Origin of the sequence: Phocoenobacter uteri (assembly GCF_900454895.1) — a bacterium.
In the GTDB taxonomy this organism is placed as follows: Bacteria; Pseudomonadota; Gammaproteobacteria; order Enterobacterales; family Pasteurellaceae; genus Phocoenobacter; species Phocoenobacter uteri.
The window spans coordinates 1,588,169-1,614,698 of the sequence record NZ_UGTA01000001.1; the positions used below are offsets into that span (position 1 = coordinate 1,588,169).

Genomic DNA, 26,530 nt, shown 5'->3' on the forward strand with positions numbered 1-26,530 from the left:
CGTATGCAATACGCCCCTACAACTAATTACGTTTTACCGCTTCTGCAATTTCAGTTGCACAGCTATGAGCAAGCTCACCATCAGCACATTCAACCATAACACGAATTAACGGTTCAGTACCTGATTTTCGCAATAAAACTCGCCCTTTACCTTGCAAGCGTTGTTCCACGTTTTGTGTCACTTTTTGTACTTCTTCACTGGCAAGTGGATCAGTATCGCCACTAAACTTGATGTTGATAAGTTCTTGCGGATAAAGTGGCACTGCCTCAGCAAGTTCATTTAAACTTAGTTTTTGAGCCGCCATTGCCGCTAAGACTTCTAGTGACGCAACAATGCCGTCCCCTGTGGTATTTTTATCTAAGATAATAATATGCCCTGAGTTTTCCGCACCAAGTTTCCAGCCTTTTTCTTTTAACTGTTCTAGCACATAACGGTCACCTACTTTGGCACGCACAAATGGAATCGCAAGGGTACGCAGTGCATTTTCTAAGCTCATATTACTCATCAATGTACCGACAACGCCACCTTTTAATTTACCCGCACGCAATGCCTCGCGAGCAATAATAAAGATGATTTGGTCGCCATCAATTTTATTACCAAGATGATCCACCATAATCAAACGATCGCCGTCGCCATCATAAGCTAAACCAAGATCGGCGTTATGTTCAAGCACAGCTTCTTGTAATTGTTTTATATCCGTTGCACCCACGCCTTTATTGATATTCATACCATTTGGCTTAGTACCAATTTCAATCACTTCTGCACCTAGCTCACGCATAACATTTGGTGCGATGTGGTAGGTTGCACCGTTCGCACAATCCACTACAATTTTATAATCACTTAAATTTAAGTGTGAAGGGAAGGTGCTTTTGCAGAATTCAATATAACGTCCAGCGGCATCGGTAATTCGGCTTGCCATTCCTAGCTCCGCAGAATCCACACAATCCATTGGTTCATCAAGCATTGCCTCAATCGCCTCTTCCACTTCATCAGGTAATTTCTCGCCATTTGATGAGAAGAATTTAATTCCGTTATCGTCATAAGGATTATGGGAGGCAGAAATGACAATCCCTGCTTCTGCACGAAACGTACGAGTTAAATACGCAATCGCAGGGGTTGGCATAGGACCGGTAAATGCCACAGAAAGCCCTGCGGCTGAAAGTCCCGCTTCCAATGCGGCTTCAATCATATAGCCTGAAATACGGGTATCTTTACCGATTAAAATGCGTTTTGAACCTTGATTGGCTAATACTTTACCCGCAGCCCAACCTAATTTTAAGATGAACCTTGGCGTGATAGGATATTGCCCAACCTTGCCACGAATACCGTCTGTACCGAAATATTTACGGTCTGCCATTTTCTAGCCCTCAGTCTTAGTGTTTACAACCGCAGCCACAACCGCCTTCTTTTTTCTCTTTCTTTTCTGCTTTTTCTTCATCGCTATGGCAATGACCGTGTCCGCCACAACATTCGTGTTCTTCTTCGTCGTGGTCGTGTCCACAACAGCCACCACCGTGCTGATGAATATGACCGTGAGCAATTTCTTCTTCTGTTGCTGCACGTACTGCAACGATTTCAACGCTGAATAATAATTCTTGTCCTGCTAACATATGGTTACCGTCAACCACCACTTCAGTTTCATCCACTTCAGTAATCACAACAGGCAATGGGCCAATATCCGTATCTGCGATAAAACGCATACCTACTTCTAATTCATCAACGCCTTGGAATACGTCTTTTGGTACACGTTGTACCATATCTTCATTGTATTCACCGTAACCTTCTTCTGGTTTTACACGCACTTCAAATGTATCGCCAACAGCTTTACCTTCTAACGCATTCTCTAAACCAACAACAAGGTTTTGATGACCGTGTAAATAGTCTAACGGTTGATTAACTGGTGCTTCATCAACTAATACACCTTCTTGAGTACGAACTTGGTAAGCAATGCTTGGTACGGTATTTTTAGTAATTTTCATTAGGGATTCCTTTATTTAAGTAAAAAATTGTGGGTATTGTAACGTTTTAATGGGCGTTAGAGAATGCCAAAATAAAAAAAGTTCACTTTATTTTTAAGACTTAGCTCATAGGAAATGAAAAATCGTGTAAAAACAACTCTTTGATTTCTAAAGGATAGCCATCAAGTAATAAGGTTGAACAACGGGCATACAAGCCAGTTTTTGGGTCTTGTGTCCATTCTAGGCTAAGACGTTGAGGATTTTGAGGAAAGAGCCATAAGCCAATAGCTTCATTACCAAAGGTTAAAATATCTTGGGCGACATTTTCAATAGTTTGTTGAGGAAAAATGGTTTGGGCAAAAATAATGGGGTTGCCGTCGCCGAGTAGCATAACATCTCGTTGCCAATAAGCGGTCGGATTTTTTTCATCTTTTGCAAACCAGTTTTGGGAAAGAATTTCTACCGTGACATCTTTATAATGTTGCTGTAATTTCAAGGTTAAGGAGTCTTGGTGCATTAACCAATCTTTGTGTGAGTCAGATAATGTACTGTCATCACTTTGCCAGTGAGCTTGTGCAAGTATGTTTGCATAAAGTGTATTCATACTATTATAAATAAGCGGTTACATTTTTATTAAAATTTGCAAAAATGAAAATAAATCTGTATCTCAATATCATCATTAAGATACAGATTTTATTTTTAAAATTAACGTTTGTTCATCAACTTAGAATTTGTTAGCTCATAAACACGTAATTTTGCGATTTCTTTGGCAAGTTTCGCCGCTAAGTCCACGTTATTTTGTTTTGCGAGATTTTCTTCTGCTTGACGTTTCGCTTCAAGGATACGTTGTTGATCCAACTCATCACCTCGAATTGCTACATCAGCCAGTACGGTTACCATATTTGGTTGTACTTCTAAAAATCCACCTGAAACATAAATTGCTTCTTCGCTGTTATCTGCAAGTGTGTATTTTACCATTCCCGGTTTGATTGCGGTGAGTAAAGGGGTATGCCCTGCATACACCCCTAATTCTCCATCAATCCCTGAAACACGAACACTTGTAATTTTGCCTGAGAATATTTTACTTTCTGCACTTACGACAGTCAGTTCAAATTCAGTCGCCATATCTTGTTCTCCTTATGCCCTATTGGTTTAGGGAACAATTACATTTTTTTCGCTCTTTCAATAACATCGTCAATAGAACCAGCCATATAGAATGCCTGTTCTGGAATGTCATCAAACTCACCGTCTAAGATACCTTTAAAGCCACGAATGGTTTCTTTTAATGGTACATATTTACCCGCTGAACCGGTAAATACTTCTGCAACGAAGAATGGTTGTGATAAGAAACGTTCAATCTTACGTGCACGAGATACCACTAATTTATCTTCTTCTGATAATTCGTCCATACCTAGAATCGCGATGATGTCTTTCAACTCTTTATAGCGTTGTAATGTTCCTTGTACACCACGAGCTACGTCGTAATGCTCTTGACCGATTACTTGTGGATCTAATTGGCGTGACGTTGAATCTAATGGATCAACGGCTGGGTAGATACCAAGTGATGCAATGTTACGGCTTAATACCACTGTTGAGTCTAAGTGAGCGAAGGTTGTCGCTGGCGATGGGTCAGTTAAGTCATCGGCTGGTACATATACCGCTTGGATTGACGTAATTGATCCTGTCTTAGTTGAAGTGATACGCTCTTGGAGTACACCCATTTCTTCTGCAAGTGTTGGTTGGTAACCTACCGCAGATGGCATACGACCTAAAAGTGCGGATACTTCTGTTCCCGCTAGGGTATAACGATAGATATTATCCACGAAGAATAATACGTCACGACCTTCGTCACGGAATTTTTCTGCCATTGTTAAACCAGTCAATGCAACACGTAAACGGTTACCTGGTGGCTCGTTCATTTGACCATAAACCAGTGATACTTTATCTAATACGTTAGAATCTGTCATTTCGTGGTAGAAGTCGTTACCCTCACGAGTACGTTCCCCAACCCCTGCGAATACAGAGTAACCTGAGTGTTCAATCGCAATATTACGGATTAACTCCATCATATTTACAGTTTTACCTACACCGGCACCACCGAATAAACCAACTTTACCCCCTTTTGCAAAAGGACAGATTAAGTCGATTACTTTGATACCAGTTTCAAGTAATTCTGTGCTATTTGATTGATCTTCGTAGCTTGGTGCTTCACGATGGATAGACCAGCGTTCTTCTTCGCCGATATCACCTTTTTCATCGATTGGATCACCTAATACGTTCATAATACGACCCAAGGTTTGTGTTCCTACTGGAACTTGGATTGGGTTATTTGTATTGATTGCTTCTAAGCCACGTTTTAAACCATCTGATGTACCAAGTGCAATACAACGTACTACACCACCACCTAATTGTTGTTGAACTTCAAGGGTTAAACCTGCCGATTCAACTTTTAAGGCGTCATATACTTTTGGTACTGAATCTTGTGGAAACTCAACATCGATTACCGCACCGATGATTTGGACTATTTTTCCAGTTGCCATTACCGTTCCTCTTTTTATTAAATTGCCGCAGCACCTGCAACAATTTCATTTAACTCATTTGTAATGCTTGCTTGACGAGCTTTGTTATACACTAATTGTAAATCATCAATCAATGTACCTGCATTATCTGTTGCTGCTTTCATTGCTACCATTCGCGCTGCTTGTTCAGAAGCGAGATTATCCACCACTGCTTGGTAAACTTGGGATTCAAGATAACGTGTCATTAATGAATCTAATAATACTTCTGGATCTGGTTCATAAATATAGTCCCATAATCCGTTGTTACTTAGATCATCGTTATCCAGTTTTGGTAATGGAAGTAGTTGTTCAATTACAGGTTCTTGTGCCATCGTGTTTACAAAGCGGTTAAACGCAATATAAACAGCGTCAATTTCGCCTTTACGATAAGCCTCAATCATTGTATTTACTGAACCGACTAGCTGTTCCATTTGTGGATTATCACCTAAGCCTGTAATTTGGCTTGTTACTTTTAACCCTGTTGGTTTAAAGAACGCCACAGACTTTGAACCCACTAAACCAAGTTCAACACTAACGTTTTTGTCTTTCCACGCTTTTAACTCACCTAAAGTCGCTTTAAATAAGTTGATGTTAAGACCGCCACATAAGCCACGATCCGTAGAAACAATTAAATATCCTACATTTTTTACATCACGTTGAACCAAAAACGGGTGCTTATAACCAATGCTTCCTTTCGCAATATGGCTGATCACTTTACGTATCATTTCTGAATACGGACGTGACGCAGACATACGCTCTTGCGTTTTACGCATTTTAGAGGTAGCAACCATTTCCATTGCTTTTGTGATCTTTTGGGTATTCTGAACACTTGCAATTTTGGTTCTTATCTCTTTAGCACCTGCCATTTTTATTCTCCGCTAAAGTTTAACTTACCACGAACTGTTCTTTTTGAAACTCTCAACAATTTCAGTTAATTGATCTTTGATTGAATCGTTATAATCGCCTGATTTTGTTAGCTCTTTCATAAAGTCTGCATAATTACTTTCTGCATACTCTAAAAGACTTGCTTCAAATGAACCAATACGTTCAAGTTCTACATCATCAAGATAACCAAACTCAGCAGTAAATAATACCACCGCAAGCTGTGCAACAGACATTGGTGCATATTGTTTTTGTTTCAATAATTCAGTTACTTTTTGACCGTGTGAAAGCTGTTTACGTGTTGCTTCATCAAGATCTGAGGCAAACTGTGCGAACGCTGCTAATTCACGATACTGTGCAAGTGCGGTACGAATACCACCTGATAATTTCTTAACCACTTTGGTTTGTGCGGCACTACCTACACGAGAAACCGAGATACCTGGGTTTACCGCTGGACGAATACCTGCATTAAATAAACTTGATTCTAAGAAAATCTGACCATCAGTAATTGAGATTACGTTGGTTGGTACGAATGCTGATACGTCTCCAGCTTGCGTTTCAATAATTGGTAACGCGGTTAATGAACCCGTTTTACCTTTTACTTCACCTTTAGTGAATTTTTCCACATATTCTGCATTCACACGAGCAGCACGCTCTAATAAACGAGAGTGTAAATAGAATACGTCACCTGGGAATGCTTCACGACCTGGTGGACGACGTAATAATAGTGAAACTTGACGATAAGCAACTGCTTGTTTTGATAAATCATCATAAACGATTAACGCGTCTTCACCACGATCACGGAAATATTCACCCATTGCACAACCTGCATAAGGTGCAAGGTATTGTAATGCAGCAGATTCTGACGCACTTGCAACCACAACGATAGTGTTTGCTAACGCACCGTGTTCTTCTAATTTACGTACAACGTTTGCTACGGTTGATGCTTTTTGACCAATCGCAACGTACACACATTTAATGCCTGAATCACGTTGGTTGATGATTGCATCGATTGCTAATGCAGTTTTACCTGTTTGACGGTCACCGATAATTAACTCACGTTGTCCACGACCGATTGGTACCATTGAGTCAACGGCTTTATAACCGGTTTGCACTGGTTGATCTACCGATTGACGCTCAATTACCCCAGGGGCAATCACTTCAACTGGCGAGAAACCATCGTGTTCCACTTCGCCTTTACCATCAATTGGCTGACCTAATGTATTAACAACACGACCTAATAAACCTTTACCTACTGGCACTTCTAAGATACGACCCGTACATTTTACGGTCATACCTTCAGCTAAGTCTGCGTAAGGTCCCATTACTACTGCACCCACTGAATCTCTTTCTAAGTTCAATGCGATTGCATAACGATTGCCCGGTAACTCAATCATCTCACCTTGCATTACATCAGCAAGACCGTGAATTTTGATGATACCATCACTTACTGAAACGATTGTACCTGTGCTTTGCGCTTCACTTACTACGTCAAATTTGGCAATTCGTTTTTTAATTAACTCACTAATTTCTGTTGAATTTAGTTGCATATTTTATTCCTCTTACAAGCATAACTCATTTGCTAAGCGGTCTAATTGTCCACGACTACTGCTATCAATCACAATGTCATCATAACGAATGATAACGCCTGCGATTAGCTCTTTAGACACCTTAGATACAATTCGCACTTTACAATTAAGTCGCTTTTCCATCGCCGTTGCGATTTTAGTTTCATTAGCTTTACTTAATTTTGTTGCAGAGATAACCTCAATATCTTTTACTGATTCATACTCTGATCGCAATTGAATAAATGCTTTTAATACTGAAGACAACACCGTTAAACGTTGATTTTCAGCCATAATACGAATGAAATTTTGCCCATATTGATCAAGCTGTTTTTCACAAATCCCAATAATAATCTCTGCGATTTGCTGTGGTGATGATGCCGATTTTAAATAACCTGCTACTTGCTCATTTTCGATAACAAGCGTCACAAATTGCAGCATCTCCTGCCATTTATCTAACTGATCATTCTCCAAAGCAAAATCAAAAGCCGCTTTAGCATAAGGACGAGCTACTGTACTTACTTCCGACATAGCCCCTCCTTATTATAGTTCTGCAACTAATTTATCAATAATGTCATTGTTCGCCGCAGCATCAATATTGCGACCCACAATTTTCTCAGCACCCGCAACAGCAAGTGCAGCTACTTTCTGACGAAGCTCTTCTTGAACACGTTTACGCTCACTTTCAATTTCTGCATAACCTTGCTCAATAATGCGTGCTTTTTCAGCTTCTGCTTCTACTGTTACAGAGTCTAAAATCTCATTACGACGTTTATTTGCTAAATCAATGATTTGTTGTGCTTCTTCTTTCGCTTTTAAGATTTCTTTTTCTGCAAGTTCTTTCACATCAGCTTGCTCTTGTTTTGCTTTTTCAGCAGAAGCAAGTGCGTCGGCAATTTCGCCCTGACGTGTTTCGATTGCAGAAATAATTGGTGGCCATACATATTTCACACAGAACCATACAAAGATGGAAAATGCGATCATCTGACCTATCAATGTTGCATTTATATTCACAACATACCTCCTTCATTAGTGGGGATAAAAGTTGTTGTTATTAACCCAATAATGATGTAAATGGATTTGCAAATGCGAAGTACAAGCCGATACCTACTGCGATCATTGCAATCGCATCTAAAAGACCCGCAACGATAAACATTTTAGTCATTAGAGAGTTCGCAAGTTCTGGCTGACGAGCAGCAGATTCTAAATAACGACCACCTAAGATACCAAAGCCAATTGCAGTACCTAATGCAGCGAAAGCAAGCATGATTGCTGAAGCAATAATAGTTGCACTAATTACAGTTTCCATAGTTTTTCTCCAATTAAGTTGAAAGGGCGATGCCCTGTTTAAGTAAAAATAAAAAAATTAATGTTCAGCCTTGTTATTAGCAAGACTTAAATACACCACTGTTAACATCATAAATACGAATGCTTGTAGCGTTACCACAAGAATATGGAAAATCGCCCATATAATTTGCAACACACCACCCGCTGATTGTAAGAAAATGTTGTCAGCCATATACATTAAAGCGATCAAAATAAAGATCAATTCACCTGCATACATATTACCGAACAAACGCAACGCTAATGAAATAGGTTTTGCGATTAGAGTTACACTTTCAAGTAATAAATTGACAGGAATAAACGCCCAATGATTAAAAGGATGCAAAGTATATTCTTTCACAGACCCTTTTAGCCCTTTTGATTTGACTGTATAAAATAAAATTAAGAAAAATACACAGATAGCTAAACCAAAAGTCGCATTAACATCGGCTGTCGGAACTGCTCTTAGATAATGAATACCAAATAAGTTAGCAACTTGTGGTAAAAAATCCACAGGGATCAAGTCAATGGTGTTCATAATAAACACCCAGCAGAAAATGGTTAAAGCAAGCGGTGCGACCACTTTTGTTGAACCGTGAAAGTTCTCCTTCACAATACCATTTATCCACTCAACGACGATTTCCACTGCACACTGCAATTTACCAGGTACACCTGTTGTGGCAGTTTTTGCTACCTTACGGAAAATCCATAAGAATAACAGCCCTGATAGTACAGTAAAAAAGAGCGTGTCTATATTTACACTCCAAAATGAATCACCTGATGAAAGGTAAGTCAAATGGTGGGTAATATATCCAGCAGAACTATTTTCAGCCATAACCTATCCTTTTGAGATAAAAGAAGTTTTCGTTTTTGTTATTCCATTTTGTTTCAGACTGAAAAAAAATGGTAATAAACTATTACACATTAGCATTAAAAAGAAACTTAAAAAAAACACCAAAAAATTCATTTGAGAATACGTTTTGAATGCCACAATAATTAACACTATTGCCACACCCCATTTTAATGCTTCGCCTTTGTAGAAAGCGGTCAGATTTTGTGTTTTTTTTGCAGAATGATTAAAAAACCAATAGACAAAAACAGCATAAGGCATAATCGCACAACCGCCCCCTAAAATCAGAGAAACAAGCCATTTTATTTGTAAAAAAGCCACTAAAAAAGCACTTAATACGAATAAAATAACTATTGTTCTTAATGCCTTATAATGTGTTTGTTTACTTTGGTTTATTACAGCAGACATCAACGCCTCTTTATAAAAAATCGTGGTTGCCCACCGCACAATCATACAACATCGGAATTATACACTTCTAAGAATGCGATTCAATAATAAATCACGGAAACCGAGACAAATGTAACATTTTTGTTAAATTTTACTGTTTTATTCTTATTAAGCAATACGCTTTGTTTGTATAATTTTAACGAATTTAATCAATATCTAAACTTTTGCCTATTTCCTCTACTTTTTTACAACGTAAAAACCTTGCTTTTAAAGTATAAAAAAACCACCAAAAATGGATATTACCATTTCTGGTGGTTATGAACTCTCTTTCTATTTTAATTTACGCGTATCTAAATCCATTACCGCAGGATCGTGATCTGATGCACGGTAAATATCATAGTAACGATGTGAACATTGCTTACTATTTTTGCAATTATACTTATTGGCATATTCAAACAAGGTGGACTCCCCTGCATTGATATTCCAATCCGTTGCATCTACCACGCTTGGTAACATATCTTTAGACACTAAAATATAATCTAACGTACCGATATGATTTTTAAATGAAAAGCTGTATGATTTTGGGTGTAACTGAGCAACAATATTGGTGTAACCATAAGAATGATCAATCACCTTACCTGTTTTTCCATACAACGGCGTGCCTTCATCACGGCTACCAATATAAGTATAAGCTGACGTTTTGATCACGTGATCTTTTGGTGCATTATGACGATTTGTCAAAACCATTATCGGATCTTCATTCCCGTAAGAATTTAGATCCCCAAGAATCACTTTCGCGCCCTGAATTTTGCTTAACTCTTGCCCTAGCACATCAGCCCCTGCTACACGTAGATTTTCACAAGATCCTTGATTATCCGCATCAACTAAGCGTCCTGTTTGCACATCTTCCCAACACGCAGATCCTTTTGATTTTAAATGGTTGACCGCAACAGTTAAGTCTTTATTTGTTTTATTTACTTTAAATGTCACCGCAACAGTATCACGCTGATGCACCGTACCAGAGAAGAATTTATCACGGTATCCGTCTTTATAACGCATATCTGGTGCATATTGTGTTGGCATTTTGATAATACGATAATTTGTTAAAGTCACTTTATCTTTCTTATAAAGTAACTGATTAGAAATCGCATCCCCACCAATAAACTGACTGTTATCACTTGGTTTTACATAAGCATAATGCTCTTTTGGATCTTTAATTTTACTATTGATTTGTTTAACTAAATCCTCAACCGCAGAACCTTGATCAAAACCGTTATTCTCAATTTCCATTAAGCCAACAATATCCGCATTCATATTCGCAATGGCTGTCGCAATTTTGCCACTTTGTAATTTGAATTCTTCTTCTGTTTTCGCACCACGATTTTGGTGTAATGGATTTTTGACTTTGCTGTATGGCGAATTAAAATAATTTAATACATTGAAGCTCGCAATGCGTAAATCACCACCTTTCTTAAGCTGTGGCTGTGCTTGACGATCTTGGGTATGAATAAAGTTTTTTGAATTTGCTTCATTGGTTACATACAAACGATATTGCCCATAAGAATAACCAATCACCCCTTCCAAACCATCAACTAAGTCGTTAATTCTGATGTAATTATCTGAACTTTCTTTTCCATTTGATTCGCCAAAAGTTGGATACCAAACGATCTCGCCACGAGGTGCTGCTTCAAAAGATTCAACTACTAAGGCATTTTCATTATCTATTTTTTTCTTAGTGCTTGGTGCAGTTAATTGATTTGGATGCAACAGAGCGTGCTTATAAGAAAGTGCTAAATTATTGCGTTTTGCACCATAATCAAAACCAAAATTTTTCGTCACGAATAAATCAGAACTTTTTTCAACACGGACTAGCATCCCTTCATAGCGTTCTAGCGATTGTGCCATATCAGAGGAATCAAGGCGTAACACCTCTGGTTTTGGTAAATCAACGTTGGTTTTTAACACCTTGATATCACTCACATCAACCAGTTTCGTCCATTTATAATCTTCTGCAACTCTTGCTTGTAAACTCACTAAATTTCCCACTTTCAAGTCATCTAAATTTGTCGTTTCCACAAAAATTCCATCAGATGTTTTTGGATTATTATCGCTCGGTGCTTGCATAAAAAAGCCGACTTTAAGATCTTTACCCAAACTTTTATGCTGAATAGCTGTAATCACCCCTTCTACACGATACGTATCTTTTGATTGATAAATTTTATTCTGAACATCAACCATTGGCGAGAATGCACCACTCCCCTGTAATTGCTGGATACTGCTTGGAATAACTTGAGTTGGTTGCACACTACAACCTGTGACTAAAATTGCACTACTAACAGCTAATGATAATAAATTTTTACGCATACTATTCTCACTTAATGTTAAAAAATAAACAAATAAATAAAAAGATTGGAAATCAATCCCCCTCAATAGAAACAGCATTCTATACAATAAAATAAAAAAAATATGTGAACCAGTTCACAAAACAAACAAAAAATTGTGATCATAATCACAAAATAGACAAAATGTCTTTGAAGATCAACCGATTAGATTGTAAATTATACACACCTATTAACTTACACTATAAAAAGGTCTTTATTATGAAAAAACTCTCAAAAACACTTATTGCCCTTACTGTTGCAACTTTGGCTGCAAGTGCTGCAAATGCGTCTATTGTTTATGAAAATGATGGTACAAAAGTCAGCGTTTACGGTTCACTACGTGTTAAATTCGCAAAATTAGAAAATAGTCGTAATGATTTACTTGATGATGGTTCAAAATTCTGGATTAACGTGAGCCAAGATTTTGAAGATGGCTACTCTGCTTTTGGTGCATTACAACTTCGTCCATCAACAAAATATGATGACAGCTTTAGTGATGGTGTAAGTACGCATCGCCTTTATGCCGGTATGAAAAAAGAAGGCTTAGGTGAAATCTCATTCGGTAACCAAACCACTATTGCAGATAAATTTAAAACTGTCGGTTTTACCGAAGGATTTGGTGGCATTACTCGTGCGGGACAAAAAAATCCAGGTGGAGAAACCTACCGTACTTACGGACGTACCCAACATGGCTTAAATACATCCGGTAAAAAAACAATTCATATTCAAAGTGAACCATGGAATGGATTTACTTTTGGAGCAGATTATATCTTAGATAAAAATGCCGAAAGAATTGAATATAACAAAAAAGAGAAAAAAGAAGGCAAAAATTTCGACAATACTCAATATCAAGCTGGTGTATTATATTACAAACGTATTGATGACCTAAAAATGAAAACAAATGTTGTTTATGGCCATAATAAAGCACTAGAGTTTTTAACAACTGATAGTGTAGGTGTTGGCTTCGGGTTTACCTATAAAGATTATGAATTTGGTATTGATTACATTTATGATAAAAATAACTATGTAAAAGATCACAAAGAAGACAACACAGATAAGGAATATAAAAAAGGTGATAAAACGTCACAAAAATCATTGCAAGTTGGTTTGAAATATCAAATTACTTATCCTTGGGATATTTATACATCTTATCGTCAAACAACCTATGCTGATGATGTGAAAAATAAGGGCTTTGCTGTTGGTACTCACTACCAATTTAACAAAAAAATCCGTGTTTATTTAGAGTATGCGACAAATAAAGCTGAAAATGTTTATCAGGAAAAAGACTCTAAAACAAAAAAACTCGTAGATGCTTATCCTCGTGAACGTCAAAACGGTTACTATGCGGGATTCCGTGTTGATTTCTAAATAAACATTTAATGTGATAAGAGAAATAAATCAAAGCCACCAATACGGTGGCTTTTTTGATAAAGAATTAAATAAAAATCTTTTCATAAAGAGAGAGGGATGAGTAAAGATTAACTTAAATATACCGCTATGACTCAAAATAACATGTTCAACATATTATTAAGCCGTAAATATAGCGGTCATATTTTATCAAGAATTTACACATTTATTATGTGATAAAAAGATGGCTAATCAATCCCCAAACTTTCCCACATTTCATCCACTTTTTTCACCACATTGGGAGCTTTCACTATCGGCGTTCCCCATTCACGATCGGTTTCACCCTGCCATTTATTCGTAGCATCAATCCCCATTTTTGAACCCAGTCCTGCCACAGGGGAAGCAAAATCTAAATAGTCAATCGGGGTGTGTTCAATCATTGTGGTATCACGAGCAGGGTCACAACGAGTCGTTATCGCCCAAATCACATCTTTCCAATCTCGTGCATTGACATCATCATCACACACAATCACATATTTGGTGTACATAAATTGACGTAAGAACGACCATACCCCCATCATCACACGTTTTGCGTGTCCTGCGTATTGTTTCTTAATAGTGACCACCGCCAAACGATATGAACAGCCCTCAGGCGGTAAATAGAAATCCACAATTTCAGGGAATTGTTTTTGTAAAATAGGAATAAATACTTCGTTCAACGCTTCGCCTAGTACCGCTGGTTCATCAGGTGGACGACCCGTGTAGGTTGAATGATAAATCGCATCTTTTCGCATTGTTAAATGCGTAATGGTAAACACAGGGAAGTGATCTTGCTCATTATAATAGCCCGTATGATCGCCATAAGGTCCTTCTAGGGCGGTTTCATTTGGATCAATATAGCCTTCTAACACAATTTCCGCACTGGCTGGCACTTCTAAATCATTAGAAATTGATTTCACCACTTCCGTTTTATGCCCACGTAACAAACCCGCAAAGGCATACTCTGACAAGGTATCAGGAATAGGTGTCACCGCTGCTAAAATAGTGGCTGGATCAGCCCCCAATGCTACAGATACAGGAAACGGCTTATCTGGATTTTCTTTTTGCCATTCTTGAAAATCAATTGCACCGCCACGATGAGATAGCCAACGCATAATCAATTTATTTTTTGCCAATAATTGCTGACGATAAATGCCTAAATTTAAACGTTTTTTGTAAGGTCCTTGCGTGATTGTCAGCCCCCAAGTCACCAAAGGTGCAACATCATCAGGCCAGCATTTCATAATCGGTAATTTATATAAATCAACCTCATCGCCTGTTAAAACCACTTGCTGACAAGGGGCTTTTGTGATGGTTTTGCTCGGCATATTCAGCACTTGTTTCCATTGTGGAAGCTGTCCCATTAAGCCTTTCAAGCCTCTTGGTGGTTCGGGTTCTTTTAAAAATGCCAATAATTTACCCAACTCACGCAATGCTTTCACATCGTCCTGCCCCATTCCTAATGCAACACGTTCAGGCGTGCCAAACAAATTACACAGCACCGGCATATCATAGCCTTTGGGATTTTCAAACAACAATGCCACACCGCCTTTACGTAATGTTCGGTCAGCAATTTCTGTCATTTCTAAGTTTGGATCAACTTCTTGGGTAATACGTTTTAACAACCCTTTTTGTTCTAGCTTATCCAAAAACTCTCGCAAATTTTTATAATTCATCGCACTTTCAGCCCTTCTCAAAATATTGCACGCAGTATAACGAAATTACATTAAAAAAATAACCATAAAAAAATTATTGCTTTTTAATTTACATCTGATAGTATCGCACCACTTTTTATACAGTAGGGCGTATCACATACGTCCTATATTCTCTAAATCATTTATTTGGGCGTGTGTAACTCGCCCCAACATATAAGGAAATAAAAATGTTTAAGAAAACAGCCTTAAGTCTCGCGATTCTTAGCATCGCAGCCACCACACAAGCGAGCGTGTTAACCACCGTTAAACCACTTGGCTTTATCGCAAATGCGATCACAGACGGCGTAACAGAAACGGAAGTCTTATTACCAATCAGTGCCTCGCCACACGATTACAGCTTAAAACCCTCTGACGTGCAAAAATTAAACTCAGCCGATCTTGTGGTATGGATTGGCGATGAAATGGAAACTTTTTTAGAAAAAAGTATCGAAAAATTGCCCGCTGAAAAAGTGTTAACCTTAGAAGATATCAAGGATATCGAAGAATTTGTTGAGCACTCTAAAAAAGAAGAAGATCACGATGCACACGAGCACGAAGCTGAACATCATCAACACGATCAACACGCGGATGAGGCACATGAACATAATCACGAACACGCACATCATCACGATGAAAACTGGCATATTTGGTTTTCACCAAAAGTAAGCGGTCTTATTGCAGAGCAAATTTACCAAAAATTAGTCACGCAACATCCTGATAAAAAAGCAAAATTAACGGAAAATTTAATGCAATTTAAACATCGTTTATCAGAAACAGATAAAGCGATTCATCAACAACTTGCAACCGTAAAAGACAAAGGTTATTACACCTTCCACGATGCCTATGGTTATTTTGAACAAGCCTACGATCTCAAACCACTTGGCTCATTTACTATTAACCCAAGCATTGCACCTGGGGCAAAAACGTTACGAGAAATACAACAAAATATCCGTGAACACAAAGCAACCTGCCTATTCACCGAGCCTCAATTCACACCAAAAGTTGTGGAACGTTTAAGTAAAGGCACAACCGTTTCCATCGGCAAACTAGACCCTATGGGCGGTAATATCCCCCTAAGTAAAACCGCTTACACGGACTATTTAATGTCATTGGCGAATAGTTTTAGCCAATGTTTGGGTAAATAAAAAATATTGAAAACAGCCCCAAAAAAGTTAATATTTGGGGCTGTTTTATAAATAATATTTAAAAACTATATTTCACATCTAAATAATAAGAGCGTTCTTCAGCCGGCATCACGGAATAGATTTTCTCGCCAACATACTCAAAATATTTTTTATTAAATAAGTTGTTAATTCCAGCTGAAACAGAAAGTCCTTTAAGATTTTTATAGCTTAGATTTACATCAACGGTTGAATAAGAGCTAATAAAAGCTTCTTCTGGTTTTAATCCTCTGCTTCCCCCTAACTCTTTATCATCGGTAAAATTCGTGTATTTTCCAGAATAATTATATTTTGCACTCGCAGACCATTGCTCATTAAAATCGTATTTTGCTTTTAAGACTAATTTATGTTTTGGTACTTTTTTTAAACCTGCATTTGTCCAATCAATCCACGAGTTCGCCTTAATGAAATCTTTAGCTCGGTTATTATATTCTCTCTTGCCTTTTAGATAAGCATAACTTTGCTCTAAAGTAAGATTGCCAAATTGTTCCGATAATGAAACTTCAATTCCTTTACGCGTAGTTTTTAAAATATTGATACTTTTACGCCCAAAGCCTAAAATAGGATCCATTACATAATTTCTCGTCATTTCATTATCTGTTGATGTATAAAAGGCGGTAATATCTGCTGTGATAAAATCAAACTCATCTCGCCAACCTAGCTCGAACATATCATAAATTGTGTCCTCGCCTTTTGTTGGCATAATATCTTGCTTTGAAAAATCATCAGTGATTTGCAAACCATCTGGTGAGGTGAAAGAACGTTCATATCGCATATAGACTTTGCCTGTATCACGATAGTTATAAGCTAAACCCAATGAAGTATTAAGATTATTTCGCTGAGAAACTGCACTGCCTTCATTTTTTGCGGCAACTTTATCAAAGCCCCAAAAAGTTCTATCTAGGCGTATTCCTTGTGAAAAATCAATCTGCTTATAATGTAAATTATTTAAAACATAAAGCCCTAGTGTTGTTTTATCATATTCAAACGATAATGGTCTAATTACATACGTTTTGTCTTTCCAGCTTAATGTTCTATAATCGTTGTAAGCTAATTTTGCACTTTGTTTAAATAAATCAACACCAAATAAAATACTACTATCCGCAAAATGAGAATTTTTTCCATAGGAAATATCTAGCTTATGCTTCATACCCAGCGTTTTGTGATCCATTACTAAATCATCATAAGTATTAGTAAAAAATCCTTTACTATAAAAAGTATCTACATTGTATTTTACATTCTTAAAATACCCTGTATAAGTAGCATTAACCGAATGAATATCACGATCCGCATTCATATAACCAGAAACCATTTTCTCAATTTTATGGTTATTGTTATCCAGCCCTACGGTAATTTTTTTGTTTTCAGGCACATAATTTTTACCTATATTTTTCAAGGTTTCATATTTTAATTGCTTTATAAATTGCCCTTTCTCAAATAGCCCACCATATCGCAAACTTACATTATGATTATCGTTAAATTTATAATTTAGCCCTGCGGTAATATAATCAGAATGGCGATAAGTATCCTTAAAATAAAGATCTTTTTCTAATCTCGTATAAGAAAATTGTGTTGATAATTTATCATTAAAACGATATCCAAAATGCCCTGAAATATCCCTATTATTCGTACCAATACTCACTTTTATATTTTTCTTAATATTGTGAATATTCTTCAAATTTGTCGTAATATTGATTATTCCCCCAGCACTTCCACCACCATATAAAATAGATCCACCACCAGGAATAATCTCAATTTTTTCAATATTATCCACAGGTACAACATTATAATTGGTCTGCATTGGATGGTTCACTAAATTCGTAATTGGCGCACCGTCTAACATCACTTGCAAATTATTAGATGCACTGTCTTCGCCTTGTCCACGAATATCAATATCCCCAAAACCTGTTTTACCCACGTTAATACTCGGAATATCATCTAAAACTTCTTCAATGTTTTGATAACCTTTTCCCTGAATATCTTTCGCTTCAATAACGATCACATTCTTGGTTGGACTAACCTTATAAACATCGGCGTAACCAGCAGTAACAATCACATTATTTAGTTGCGTTGTCTCTTTGGCTATGGTAGATGGTAGATGGTAGATGGTAGATGGTAGATGGTAAAACTATACTCAAAATGAGCTTTTTATTCAGCATTCTTTTCTCCATTTAAAAAATGATAATCATTCTTACCATTATATTTTTTCCATAAAAAAATTCAATGCTCATTAAAATACTAATGTAAAATAGTTCTTTTAATCATAGACCAATTATAAAATGAAAAAAGCGAATGGATTTCAATTCAAACAATTTGTTATTGCACAAGATCGCTGTGCGATGAAGGTTAATACAGACGGCATTTTACTTGGCTGTATTGCTGATGTAGAAGACTGTGAACACATTTTGGATATCGGCACTGGCACAGGCTTGATCACCCTTATGCTGGCGCAACGCAGTACAAAAACACAAGCGAAGATTATCGGTTTAGAAATTGAACCAAATGCATATGCACAATCCATTGAAAACGTCCAAAACTGTGCTTGGCATCCTCGTATTCAAATTGAACATCAAGATTTACTCAAATTTAAACCAACACAAAAATTTGATTTAATTGTATCCAATCCGCCTTACTTTGAGCATAGCTTGGCAAGCCGTTCCAACGAGCGAGATTTAGCCCGTTCGATTACCCAAGAGCATACTCAAAGCCATTTTCAATGGTTACAAAAAGCGTCAGAATTATTGACAGAACAAGGAAAAATCAGTTTTATTTTACCCGTTGATATGGCACAAAAATTGATGAAACAAGCCCCTGATTGTAACCTTTATTGTTGTGAAACGTGGGAAATTACCACCAAACAAACCAAAGCCCCAAAACGAATGGTGGTGACTTTTGCTAAACAAAATTTTTGTAAAAAACCACAAAAAAATGACCGCTTCTTCATCACGATTTACGACGAAAATAATCAATACACTGAACAGTTTAAATTATTAACGAAGGATTTTTATTTGGCATTTTAGATTTTTGCAAATTCTTAATAAAATATCACCGCTTACCCATATAAAAAAGCACCTCAGAAGCTGTATCCAACTTTTGAGGTGCATTCCATCATATTTTTACGGCTATTTTTTGTTTATAACATTGAATGATTCTCTTGCAACCACGCTTCAAACTTAGTTTTAATGTCAGCAGACACTTGCTCTAAGGACTGTGCTGCATTGATAACTATTGCCTTAGGGTTATGCTCTGTTAACTGTAAATAACGAGTGCGAGTGCGATGGAAGAAGTCGATATGCTGTTGTTCAATGCGATCCAACTCACCACGTCCTTTAGCACGCTCTAAACCGATTGTAGGATCAAGGTCAAGATAGACCGTTAAAACAGGCTCAAAATCACCAAGAATCGCGGTTTTGATTGATGTAAGTAAATCATCACTTAATCCACGCCCGCCACCTTGATAGGCTTGAGTGGACATATCGTGACGATCCCCAACAACCCAAATCCCTTTATCCAATGCAGGCTGAATAATGGTTTCCACAAGCTGAGTGCGTGCTGCATAAAGCATTAACAATTCGGCTTTATCTGTGGTATGTTCGTCACCAATCCCTTCTTTCCAAAGGTTACGTAAAGCTTCTGCAATCGGTGTGCCACCTGGTTCACGGGTCGTAATAAATTCAATATTGTGGGCTTGTAAACTTGCCATTACAATTTGCTGAGCATTGGTTTTTCCCGCCCCCTCAAGCCCTTCAATAACAATAAATTTTCCTTTTATCATTTTATTTATCCTTTTTTGATCTCAACCATTTTAAATATTCTTGTACGGCTTGGTTATGCTCTTTTAGTGTTTTACTAAATTTATGCCCCCCTGTACCATCTGCTACAAAGTAGAAATATGGCGTCGTGTCAGGATGTGCTACAGCATTGATTGCTTCCTCACTCGGCATTGCGATAGGAGTTGGCGGTAAACCATCAATTCGATAAGTATTATACTCTGTTGTCGTGCGTAAATCTCGCTTGGTAATATTGCCGTGATATTTATCGCCCATCCCATAAATTACCGTTGGATCTGTTTGTAATCGCATTTTTATTCTTAAACGATTCACAAAAACAGACGCAACTTGTGGACGCTCATCCGCTTTTGCGGTTTCTTTCTCCACAATAGATGCCAAAATCAGCATTTCATAAGGTGTACTAAGCGGTAGATTTTTATCACGATTTTGCCAAGCTTTATCTAAAATGCGTTTTTGTCTTTTATACAGACGTTTTAACAAAGCAAGATCAGTGGAATAAGGAATGTAATTGTAAGTATTTGGTGCGAGCCAACCTTCTAATTTTGGTTGCTCAATGCCTAATAATTTTGCAATTTCAGGCTCTGATTTATTTTTTAACGTCTGTTTTAAAAATTCAGCCCCTTGCCATTCTTTTTGCCAATCGTTAAAGGTTCTACCAGCTACAAAACGTAGCGAAAGTTGTGCTTCTTGCGTACCGTTAATGTGAATTAATAAATCTTCTAAGGTAGAAATTTTTTCTAATGAGAATACACCTGCTTTAAAGCGTTTAAACTTTGGATCAAAACGTAAAATGTAAGGAAGTAACATTGAGGGCTTAGATAATTTTTGCTCCACCAAAATATCCGCTAATCGCTTACTTGATGTGCCTCTTTCAACAATCAGAAAAGGAGAACTACTTGCTTGAACAGGCTGTTTAAGCACTTGAAAATATTGATAAATGCTGGCTGATATAATTCCTAGCAAGACAACAACCACAAAGAGAATTTTTTTAAACATAATAATATCTTAATAATAAAAAACAGCGGTAACTATACCAAAAAATAGTATAATTTTAAGATTTTTTTGTAAGTTTAGAAAATAAGTGGTGGGGCATGAAGGATTCGAACCTTCGACAAACGGATTAAAAGTCCGCTGCTCTACCAACTGAGCTAATGCCCCTAATAGGATAAAACCGATAGGATAAAAATGGTGGGGCATGAAGGATTCGAACCTTCGACAAACGGATTAAAAGTCCGCTGCTCTACCAACTGAGCTAATGCCCCTAAATAGGGTTTGAGAGAGATGGTGGGGCATGAAGGATTCGAACCTTCGACAAACGGATTAAAAGTCCGCTGCTCTACCAACTGAGCTAATGCCCCATCTCTATTCAACGAGGGCTTATCATACTGATTTTAGAAATCTAATCAAGCCTTTTTTTCAAAAATTTGCATAAATCTTGATTAAGTGGGTAGTTTACACACAATTTTGCAAATTTTGTGAGAAATATAACCGCTTTCTCACAAAATTTATCATTATGCTATCGCCCAAATTAAACCAAAAATATTATAAAACGCTTGGTTTAATCCTAATAAAATAAAAGCTAAAATCATCACTGAAAAATCTAACATCCCCGTTCTTGGTAAGAAACGACGAATTAACCCTAACACAGGTTCTGTAATTTGTGAAATAGTGTAATCTAAAGGATGATTCCCTTGCGTTACCCAACTCATTAAAGCACGAATTAAGGTTGTAAAGAATAGAATTTGTCCAAAGGTTTTAACTACACTCAATAAACCAACGGCAACCGCTGCGGTAATTGGAACCTGCACAAAGAAAAAGAAGAATAAGGCAGTGATGACGATCGCAATTAAAATTGCAGAAATATTGATGTTACCACGCACATTTGGAATGACTTTACTGACAGGATTCACCATTGCTTTGGTTAAGCGAATCAACGATTGTGAAATCGGCAAACTTGGGCTTACTCGGCAAAATTCTAGCCACGCACGCAAAATGAGTACGAAGCTAAAAAAGCTAATAACAATGTGTAATAATTGAATGATAAAATCCATTTTTATTATTCCTCGTCGTCATCAAAGAATTCAACGTCATCGGCTTCGTCATCAGGTGCGTTCGGATCTTCAAAATAAGTTCCCCAACCTTCGTATTCAGCACCTGCTTTTTCAATTAAAGGTAAAATTTCTTGCTGTTGTTTTGCGATCAATTCAGGTTTTAACTCAATTTCAGACACTACATCACAACAGAAAATAGTTGAACCGTCTTCTTCTTCAAACTCTTCCGCATCCGCAATTTCGTAACCCAATTTAAAAATATCGATCACTAATTTTTCTAATTTATCAAAATCACGGTGAGCAATGTGGTGTTCCACGATATAAAGTGCCTTTGGATCGCTTCCGTCATTAAATAAATTGGTGATAATTTCGTTGGTTTCTAAATCTAATTCTGCTTGATTATACATTTTGTTATTCCTCTGTTTGTACGTCTAAATCTTCTGGTTCAGAAAGCTCACTTTCCGCAAACCAGCTGTTAAGTTTGTCTGCTAATTTATCAATGCCAAAGCGTTTTAATGCGGAGTAGCATTGCACTTCAATGTCACCCTGAAACGGTAAAATTGCCTCACGCACCATTTTTAACTGTTTGCTACGCTGACTTTGATTTAATTTATCCGCTTTGGTTAAAAAAAGCAAAATCGGTAAATTTGAGGCCACTGCCCATTCGATCATTTGCTGATCGAGATCTTTTAACGGATGACGAATATCCATTAGGATCACGATCCCTTTTAGACATTCACGTTTTTGCAGATATTCCCCAAGTGATTTTTGCCATTTGATCTTCATCTGCTCTGGCACTGCCGCATAACCATACCCCGGTAAATCCACGATTTTACAGTTTGGTTCAACTTCAAATAAGTTGATTAACTGGGTTCGTCCCGGTGTTTTTGAGGTTTTTGCAAGGCTTTTTCGGTTTGTTAGCACGTTTAATGCCGTTGATTTACCCGCATTTGAACGCCCTGCAAATGCCACTTCGATCCCTGTATCTTCTGGAAGATGATCGATATCCGGTGCACTCGTGATGAAATGCGTTTTGTGATAATTTAATTTTGTTGTCATAATTTATTTTAACTTAAATGAAAGCCCTTGTTCGCCATATTCATTGGCTTCTGGAAAACTCTTAAAGCAACCCCATTCTAAGAGTAAAACGGTGCAAATAAACACAGGCATAACCACGCCCAATGCCCACGCCATTTTACCTTCGGTTGCCGATGATGCGACATAACATAATATTGGTGTAAGAAGAATAGCCACTTCTTTTGCCGAGCGATTTCGATCGTGTAAACGTTTGATAATAATCGCAAGTAAGCTATAAAAAGAAATCAAAAGAGGTAAAACCGTCAGTGTGGTTAGAACCTGTGTGCCAATAATGATATTCGCCATTATCAATAAAAAGACAAAATTTAGTCCAAAACCAATCCAAAAACCTTGACGATTCAAACGCCCTTCAAATGAAAAAAGTGCTTTATACCAAATCATATAATGTTCTCTTTTATTAAAGCGGTCAGATTTTGGGGAAAATTTGCAAATTCTTACTAAAATCCTACCGCTTACTATTGTGAATAATTGATAGATTTTCACATTGTACCACTTGCGTTATTGATAATGCTACCGCTGATTTTAAAATATAGTATACTATCTTTTATTTGCCAGCCTTAAGGTCATCCTATGGAAATCGAACTACTTGAAATCAAAAATTTTCTCTCTGAAATTGCCCCTTTTGATGAATTACCCGAACAAGCACTCAATGAATTAGCCCACAATATTGAAATCCGTTATTTTCGTGCTGAAACCCCTATTTTAAGCTACGGTGGGGAGATTGATTCCCTTTATGTGATCCGAAGTGGCGTGGTGGAAGTGTATCGTCGTAGTGGCAAACTGTATAACCGTATGACAGAGAAACAAATCTTTGGGCAAATGGGACTCTTTATGAATAATAAAGTGCGTTTTCCTGTGGTTGCGATTGAAGATACGCTTGCTTATTGTATTCCTGCCGAGATTTTTCATCGCTATTGTGATGAATACGAAGTGTTTGCGGATTTTATGGAAGTGGAAGGCACACAGCGTTTAAATCAAGCCATCTCCAATAGTGAAAATGACCTAACACAATCCAAAGTCAAAACCTTAATTACTCGCCCTGCAGTGATTGTGGACCAACATACTTCAATTACGGACACTGCCGCTTGCATGAAAGAAGAAAACGTGTCAGCGGTATTGGTTGCCAATGCAAACGAAGGCGATGAAGATGACCACGATCCTTTTGTTGGCATTGTCACAGACAGAGATTTATGTACCCGCGTGCTGGCAGAAAAAATAGATCCAGCGACGGCAATCAGCGAAGTAATGTCACCAAGTTTATACTATTTAGACGGCAATGCTTATGTGTATGAAGCGATGATGACAATGCTACGCTACAACATTAACCATTTACCAGTGATGAACAAAGGCGAAGCGATTGGGATTATTTCCAACACGGATTTACTGCGTCACGAATCGCAAAATAGCTTGTTGATTGTAAACAGTATTTTCCAACAAAACAGTGTGGAAGATTTAGCCGTCATTGCAGGGCAAGTCAAAGATTGTTTTGTGCGAATGGTGCAAGAAGAGGCAAATTCGCATATGGTCGGCTCAGCAATGGCAGTGATTGGACGCAGTTTCAAACAGCGTTTAGCAGAACTTGCCGAAGAAAAACTTGGCACCGCACCGATTCCTTACTGTCTATTAGCCTTAGGCTCAATGGCACGTGATGAACAGCTTATCGTTACCGATCAAGACAACGCCTTAATTTTAGATGAAAGCTACGATCCTAAATTACACAACGATTACTTCGAGCAATTCTCCCACTTTATTTGCGATGGCTTAGCGGCTTGTGGCTATACTTATTGCACTGGCGATATTATGGCGACCAATCCAGAATGGCGTAAAACCCTCACAGAATGGAAAGAAACCTTTGCAGATTGGATCGATAATCCAAATCCAAAAGCCCTATTAAACAGCTCAATTTTCTTTGATTTAGACGGCGTTTATGGTCGTACTAAATGGGCGGAGCAGCTATATAGTTTTGTGGTGCAACGTGCGAGAAAAAACAATGTTTTCTTAGGTGCATTGGCTCATACGGCAGGCTTACGCACTCCGCCACTGGGCTTCTTTAAAAACTTTGTGATGGAAAATGACGGTCGCCATCAAAAATCAATTAACCTAAAACGTCGTGGCACAGCTCCACTGGCAGATTTGATTCGTGTTCACGCGTTATCTATCGGGTCATTGGCTAAAAACTCGTTTGAGCGTTTAGAAAATATTATTGAGGCAGGCATTTTGCCACGTAATCAGGGACGAGATCTACAAAACGCCCTTGAATTGCTCTCTATCGTGCGTATCCGCCACCAAGCGAATGATGTGTTAGAAGATCTCGAGCCAGATAATAATATCGATCCTGAAACGATGTCAGATCGTGAACGCCGTAATTTAAAAGATGCTTTCTTGGTGCTAAGCAATGCCCAAAAATTTATTAAATTCCGCTATCCGCCAAGACGTAAATACTAAGGATAAACAATGACAGCAAAACAAAATTTGATTATCCCTGATAGCCAGCTCCCTGAAAACTGGCAGGATTACTATCAACAACAGGCTCAGCAGGTGAAAAATCCGCTACTAAAAGCATTTTACCAAGCGGGCGTGATCGACGAAAACACGCCCCTAAAAGAGGTGGATTTTGTGGCTCTGGATTTTGAAACCACAGGCTTAGACGCGACCGTTGATGACATTGTGAGTATCGGCTTAATTCCTTTTGACTTGAAAAGCATTTATTGTAACCAAGCCAAACATTGGATTGTCCGCCCAAAACAAGAGCTAGACGAAGAGTCAGTCGTGATTCACGGCATTACCCACAGCGATATTTCCGACGCCCCTGATTTACGTAAAGTGCTAGACGATTTGCTGACAATCCTTGCCAATAAAATTGTGGTGGTGCATTACCGCCCCATCGAGCGTCAATTTATCAATTCAGCGTTAATGGTGCGAATTAACGAAGGGATTTTATTCCCCGTGATCGACACAATGCAAATTGAGGGCAACATTCAATATGAAAACAGAACGTGGTTGGATAAATTATTCGGTAAGAAAATGCCCTCTGTCCGCCTCGCCAACAGCCGTACCCGTTATGGCTTACCGCCTTATACAGCTCACAATGCGTTGATTGATTCGATTGCAACAGCTGAATTATTCCAAGCTCAAATCAGCCATCATTTCTCGCCTGATATGACAGTTGGGGAATTGTGGCGATAAAATAGAAAACGTAGAGGCAGGGTATGCCCTGTCACTACAATATCAAATTTGCAAATTTTAAATAAAATATAACCGCTTATTATCAATAATTTTCTCATATCCTCCTCAGTCTAAGAAGTATAAAAAACACACTACCCTCTTGATATACCAAATACATTTCATTGATGAAAATATAGAATCTGAAAAAAAGGAAGAACTTGCTGACACCGAGCATAAAGAATCCCCCCATTGAAATTGAT

Annotated in this window: 26 protein-coding genes and 3 tRNA genes; 5 read left to right on the forward strand and 24 right to left on the reverse strand. The window is 37.8% G+C overall.

The window, feature by feature from the left end:
* Window positions 1-22: 22 nt before the first annotated feature.
* The 13 genes from glmM to DYE60_RS07285 all read right to left on the reverse strand — a co-directional run bounded on the left by glmM (window position 23) and on the right by DYE60_RS07285 (window position 11,887).
* On the reverse strand, window positions 23-1,357 hold the full coding sequence (glmM, locus tag DYE60_RS07225; protein ID WP_115315954.1) for a phosphoglucosamine mutase: 1,335 nt from the start codon (window positions 1,355-1,357) through the stop codon (window positions 23-25).
* A gap of 16 nt (window positions 1,358-1,373) precedes the next feature.
* Window positions 1,374-1,979 carry a peptidylprolyl isomerase gene (gene slyD, locus DYE60_RS07230; RefSeq protein ID WP_115315955.1) on the reverse strand — a complete coding sequence of 202 codons (606 nt, stop codon included), beginning with the start codon at window positions 1,977-1,979 and terminating at the stop codon, window positions 1,374-1,376.
* A 100-nt stretch (window positions 1,980-2,079) separates the two neighbouring features.
* A complete protein-coding gene (locus tag DYE60_RS07235; protein ID WP_115315956.1) occupies window positions 2,080-2,562 on the reverse strand; it encodes a chorismate--pyruvate lyase family protein in 483 nt (160 codons plus the stop codon).
* A 101-nt stretch (window positions 2,563-2,663) separates the two neighbouring features.
* Window positions 2,664-3,083, reverse strand: a complete 420-nt coding sequence (locus DYE60_RS07240) for a F0F1 ATP synthase subunit epsilon (RefSeq protein WP_115315957.1) — start codon at window positions 3,081-3,083, stop codon at window positions 2,664-2,666.
* A gap of 38 nt (window positions 3,084-3,121) precedes the next feature.
* Entirely contained in the window at window positions 3,122-4,498 is a 1,377-nt protein-coding gene (gene atpD, locus DYE60_RS07245; protein ID WP_115315958.1) for a F0F1 ATP synthase subunit beta, read from the reverse strand.
* Between the two features lie 17 nt (window positions 4,499-4,515).
* Entirely contained in the window at window positions 4,516-5,382 is an 867-nt protein-coding gene (atpG, locus tag DYE60_RS07250; protein WP_115315959.1) for a F0F1 ATP synthase subunit gamma, read from the reverse strand.
* A gap of 24 nt (window positions 5,383-5,406) precedes the next feature.
* The gene (gene atpA, locus DYE60_RS07255; RefSeq protein ID WP_115315960.1) at window positions 5,407-6,948 is read right to left on the reverse strand and encodes a F0F1 ATP synthase subunit alpha; all 1,542 of its coding nucleotides are present in this window, start codon (window positions 6,946-6,948) and stop codon (window positions 5,407-5,409) included.
* 12 nt (window positions 6,949-6,960) lie between these two features.
* Window positions 6,961-7,494: a F0F1 ATP synthase subunit delta gene (gene atpH, locus DYE60_RS07260; protein WP_115315961.1), complete on the reverse strand. Its 534-nt coding sequence runs from the start codon at window positions 7,492-7,494 to the stop codon at window positions 6,961-6,963.
* A 12-nt stretch (window positions 7,495-7,506) separates the two neighbouring features.
* A complete protein-coding gene (gene atpF, locus DYE60_RS07265) occupies window positions 7,507-7,977 on the reverse strand; it encodes a F0F1 ATP synthase subunit B (RefSeq protein WP_115315962.1) in 471 nt (156 codons plus the stop codon).
* 40 nt (window positions 7,978-8,017) lie between these two features.
* Window positions 8,018-8,272, reverse strand: a complete 255-nt coding sequence (atpE, locus tag DYE60_RS07270) for a F0F1 ATP synthase subunit C (protein WP_115315963.1) — start codon at window positions 8,270-8,272, stop codon at window positions 8,018-8,020.
* 57 nt (window positions 8,273-8,329) lie between these two features.
* Entirely contained in the window at window positions 8,330-9,121 is a 792-nt protein-coding gene (gene atpB, locus DYE60_RS07275) for a F0F1 ATP synthase subunit A (protein WP_115315964.1), read from the reverse strand.
* A 3-nt stretch (window positions 9,122-9,124) separates the two neighbouring features.
* Entirely contained in the window at window positions 9,125-9,544 is a 420-nt protein-coding gene (locus DYE60_RS07280) for an ATP synthase subunit I (protein WP_172460381.1), read from the reverse strand.
* A 309-nt stretch (window positions 9,545-9,853) separates the two neighbouring features.
* Complete coding sequence (locus DYE60_RS07285) at window positions 9,854-11,887, reverse strand: ExeM/NucH family extracellular endonuclease (protein ID WP_172460382.1); 2,034 nt, start codon at window positions 11,885-11,887, stop codon at window positions 9,854-9,856.
* Window positions 11,888-12,123: 236 nt separating this feature from the next.
* Between DYE60_RS07285 and DYE60_RS07290 the strand changes: the two genes are divergently transcribed.
* Window positions 12,124-13,272, forward strand: a complete 1,149-nt coding sequence (locus DYE60_RS07290; protein WP_172460383.1) for a porin — start codon at window positions 12,124-12,126, stop codon at window positions 13,270-13,272.
* A 227-nt stretch (window positions 13,273-13,499) separates the two neighbouring features.
* Here DYE60_RS07290 and ubiD read toward each other — a convergent pair whose 3' ends face one another.
* Complete coding sequence (gene ubiD, locus DYE60_RS07295; protein WP_115315968.1) at window positions 13,500-14,966, reverse strand: 4-hydroxy-3-polyprenylbenzoate decarboxylase; 1,467 nt, start codon at window positions 14,964-14,966, stop codon at window positions 13,500-13,502.
* Window positions 14,967-15,172: 206 nt separating this feature from the next.
* Here ubiD and znuA point away from each other — a divergent pair, with 206 nt between their 5' ends.
* Window positions 15,173-16,129 carry a zinc ABC transporter substrate-binding protein ZnuA gene (znuA, locus tag DYE60_RS07300; protein WP_115315969.1) on the forward strand — a complete coding sequence of 319 codons (957 nt, stop codon included), beginning with the start codon at window positions 15,173-15,175 and terminating at the stop codon, window positions 16,127-16,129.
* Between the two features lie 58 nt (window positions 16,130-16,187).
* On the opposite strand, the gene DYE60_RS07305 is transcribed toward znuA, so the two are convergent.
* On the reverse strand, window positions 16,188-18,221 hold the full coding sequence (locus DYE60_RS07305; protein ID WP_218563623.1) for a TonB-dependent receptor: 2,034 nt from the start codon (window positions 18,219-18,221) through the stop codon (window positions 16,188-16,190).
* A 223-nt stretch (window positions 18,222-18,444) separates the two neighbouring features.
* Here DYE60_RS07305 and DYE60_RS07310 point away from each other — a divergent pair, with 223 nt between their 5' ends.
* Window positions 18,445-19,185, forward strand: a complete 741-nt coding sequence (locus DYE60_RS07310; RefSeq protein ID WP_115315971.1) for a tRNA1(Val) (adenine(37)-N6)-methyltransferase — start codon at window positions 18,445-18,447, stop codon at window positions 19,183-19,185.
* A gap of 113 nt (window positions 19,186-19,298) precedes the next feature.
* On the opposite strand, the gene tmk is transcribed toward DYE60_RS07310, so the two are convergent.
* The 9 genes from tmk to DYE60_RS07355 form a co-directional block, all read right to left on the reverse strand.
* Complete coding sequence (gene tmk / locus DYE60_RS07315; RefSeq protein WP_172460384.1) at window positions 19,299-19,940, reverse strand: dTMP kinase; 642 nt, start codon at window positions 19,938-19,940, stop codon at window positions 19,299-19,301.
* 1 nt (window position 19,941) lies between these two features.
* Window positions 19,942-20,952, reverse strand: coding sequence for an endolytic transglycosylase MltG (gene mltG, locus DYE60_RS07320; RefSeq protein WP_115315972.1), 1,011 nt, complete (start codon window positions 20,950-20,952; stop codon window positions 19,942-19,944).
* An 86-nt stretch (window positions 20,953-21,038) separates the two neighbouring features.
* Window positions 21,039-21,114, reverse strand: a tRNA-Lys gene (locus DYE60_RS07325).
* Window positions 21,115-21,142: 28 nt separating this feature from the next.
* Window positions 21,143-21,218, reverse strand: a tRNA-Lys gene (locus tag DYE60_RS07330).
* A 20-nt stretch (window positions 21,219-21,238) separates the two neighbouring features.
* Window positions 21,239-21,314: transfer RNA gene (locus DYE60_RS07335), tRNA-Lys, on the reverse strand.
* A gap of 153 nt (window positions 21,315-21,467) precedes the next feature.
* Window positions 21,468-22,007: a YggT family protein gene (locus DYE60_RS07340; RefSeq protein WP_115315973.1), complete on the reverse strand. Its 540-nt coding sequence runs from the start codon at window positions 22,005-22,007 to the stop codon at window positions 21,468-21,470.
* 5 nt (window positions 22,008-22,012) lie between these two features.
* Complete coding sequence (gene rraB / locus DYE60_RS07345) at window positions 22,013-22,414, reverse strand: ribonuclease E inhibitor RraB (RefSeq protein WP_115315974.1); 402 nt, start codon at window positions 22,412-22,414, stop codon at window positions 22,013-22,015.
* A 4-nt stretch (window positions 22,415-22,418) separates the two neighbouring features.
* Window positions 22,419-23,066, reverse strand: a complete 648-nt coding sequence (gene yihA, locus DYE60_RS07350; protein WP_115315975.1) for a ribosome biogenesis GTP-binding protein YihA/YsxC — start codon at window positions 23,064-23,066, stop codon at window positions 22,419-22,421.
* Between the two features lie 3 nt (window positions 23,067-23,069).
* Entirely contained in the window at window positions 23,070-23,486 is a 417-nt protein-coding gene (locus DYE60_RS07355; RefSeq protein ID WP_115315976.1) for a DUF805 domain-containing protein, read from the reverse strand.
* A 189-nt stretch (window positions 23,487-23,675) separates the two neighbouring features.
* Between DYE60_RS07355 and DYE60_RS07360 the strand changes: the two genes are divergently transcribed.
* On the forward strand, window positions 23,676-25,550 hold the full coding sequence (locus tag DYE60_RS07360) for a DUF294 nucleotidyltransferase-like domain-containing protein (RefSeq protein WP_115315977.1): 1,875 nt from the start codon (window positions 23,676-23,678) through the stop codon (window positions 25,548-25,550).
* 9 nt (window positions 25,551-25,559) lie between these two features.
* Window positions 25,560-26,291, forward strand: coding sequence for a 3'-5' exonuclease (locus tag DYE60_RS07365; RefSeq protein WP_115315978.1), 732 nt, complete (start codon window positions 25,560-25,562; stop codon window positions 26,289-26,291).
* Window positions 26,292-26,530: the final 239 nt, after the last annotated feature.